General features: G+C 66.7%; 2 protein-coding genes. Both read left to right on the top strand.

Annotated elements, in window-relative coordinates:
- A partial coding sequence (locus AC5RUJ_RS14915) for a hypothetical protein (RefSeq protein ID WP_494156104.1) occupies positions 1-591 on the top strand: 591 nt, incomplete at its 5' end.
- Positions 592-686: 95 nt separating this feature from the next.
- Positions 687-2285 (top strand): AAA family ATPase (locus AC5RUJ_RS14920; RefSeq protein ID WP_494156105.1); only part of this gene is annotated, 1599 nt, incomplete at its 3' end.

The following is a 2285-nucleotide window of genomic DNA, read 5'->3' on the forward strand; positions in this document are numbered from 1 at the left end:
GGGGAAGCGAACCGCACCGCGGCGGCGGCGGCCGGGGAGGGAACCGTGGCAGAAGCCGGCGGCCCCGGCAGCTATGCAGGATCCGGCAACGCGGTCCTCGGCTACCAGCGGCCGGCCGGTTACGACGGTCCGTTCGAGATCGTCATCGACAGCGGCGTGGATGCCAGCGTAGCCGTGGACGACCCGGAGAACCCCGACTGGCCGGTCCACTTCCTCTACAACTCCGGCGACCGGGACGAACCCTCGGCCGGTCTCCTGGCCACCGCGCGGGAAGAATTTTCACTGCATGTCGAGGCGGACGGCGACTGGCGCCTGGAGGTCCGCCCGGTCGCTTACGCCGTACCGGAAGACGGTAGGGTCGCCGGCTCCGGCCCTGCCCTGGTGCGCTACGAGGGCGATGAGGTACTGGCCGAATTCACCTACACCGGTGACGCCAACATCGCCGTCTACACCTGGCAGGAATCGCGTCGAAACCTGGTGGTCAACAAGATCGGCACCAGCACCACACGGTTCTCCTGGCAGCCGTACCCGGTGACGTATTTCCTGGTGGACACCAGCGAGGGCAGCTGGAGCCTGGACATCGGGCGCTGAGAACTGCGCCAAACCCGCGGCCAAAGCGCCCAGTCCCTGCAACTGTGCCTAAAGTAGAGCCAGATCCCGATTCTGTTCCTTAAGGGGAGAGACCCATGTCTTTTGCTGAAACGCTTGACCAAGCGTTTAAGGCCCGTATCCCCGTGTTGTATGTCGAAAGCCATGAAGAAGCACGGGTGCACGCCGAAGTGCTCAAGTGCGCCGCCGCGCTGCGCACCCCGCGCCCCGTCTGGACGTGGAACGCCAGCAGCGGGCTCCTCTCCCCCAGCGACGGCCAGCAGTCCAACACCACGGCCCCGGCGCGTGCCCTGGACCGGGTGCTCGGCGCACACGATCCGGGCGTCTTCATCTTCTTCGACCTGCACGCCTACTTCGGCACCGACCAGCGCCCGGCGGACCCCGAGGTGGTCCGGAAGGTCCGCGAGGTCTCTGCCGCCTTCCGGCAGGGCACCACCGGTCGGGTGCTGATCATCGTCGCCCCGGTGCTGCGCATTCCGCCCGAACTGGACAAGGCCGTCACGTTGGTCGACTTTCCGCTGCCCAGTCATGACGAAATCAAGGCCATGCTGGCGCACATGATCAGCCAGAATTCCGACGGCGGACGGATTAAGGTCAGCCTGGGTGAAGCCGACCAAGAGAACATGGTGCAGGCGGCCCTGGGCCTGACCATGGCCGAAGCCGAGAACGCCTTCGCGCGGGCGATGGTCGACGACGGCGAGCTGACCGCGCACGACGTGCACGTGGTGCTGGACGAGAAGCGCCAGACCATCCGCAAGTCCGGGCTGCTGGACTACGTGGACGTGAACATCAGCCTGGACGAGGTCGGCGGGCTGAACAACCTCAAGCGGTGGCTGGCCAAGCGAAAGGGATCCTGGCTGGATGCCGCTGCCGACTTCGGCCTGCCCGCGCCCAAGGGCGTGCTGATCACCGGCGTGCCCGGCTGCGGCAAGTCCCTGACGGCCAAGGCGATGGCGTCGGCCTGGGGGCTGCCGTTGCTGCGGATGGACATCGGCCGGGTCTTTTCCGGCCTGGTCGGCTCCAGCGAACAGAACATGCGCAACGCCATCGCCACCGCCGAAGCCATCTCGCCGGCGATCCTGTGGATCGATGAGATCGAAAAGGGTTTCACCGGCACCAGCGGCGAGGGGGATTCCGGAACCTCCGCCCGCGTGTTCGCCTCGTTCCTGACCTGGATGCAGGAAAAGCGCCATCCGGTTTTTGTGGTCGCCACCGCCAACAACATCGACCGGCTGCCCCCGGAGTTCATGCGCAAGGGCAGGTTCGACGAAATTTTCTTCGTCGATCTGCCCAGCGACGCCGAACGCCGGGTGATTTGGCAGATCCAGATGGCCGGCAAGGGCACCGCCGCCAACCAGCTGCACGCCGTCGCCAACGATCCGGCCGCCGTCGGGCTCCTCGCCGATGCCTCGGAAAACTATTCTGGTGCGGAAATCGAACAGGCGGTCGTCGCCGCGCTTTTCGATGCCTATGCCGAAGACCGCCCGGTCCGCCTGGACGACCTGCAGCGGGCCGTCGCCAACATGATTCCGTTGGCCATCACGCAGGCCGAGGAAGTGGGCGCCATCCGGCAGTGGGCTGCCTTGCGTGCCGTCGGTGCCACCGGCAGCGAGGATCTGGACGCGGACATTCGACAGCCGATCGACGCGGCGCCGCCTGCCGGTGGCCTGCCCGCC

It is taken from the genome of Arthrobacter sp. Y3223164 (assembly GCF_059091005.1).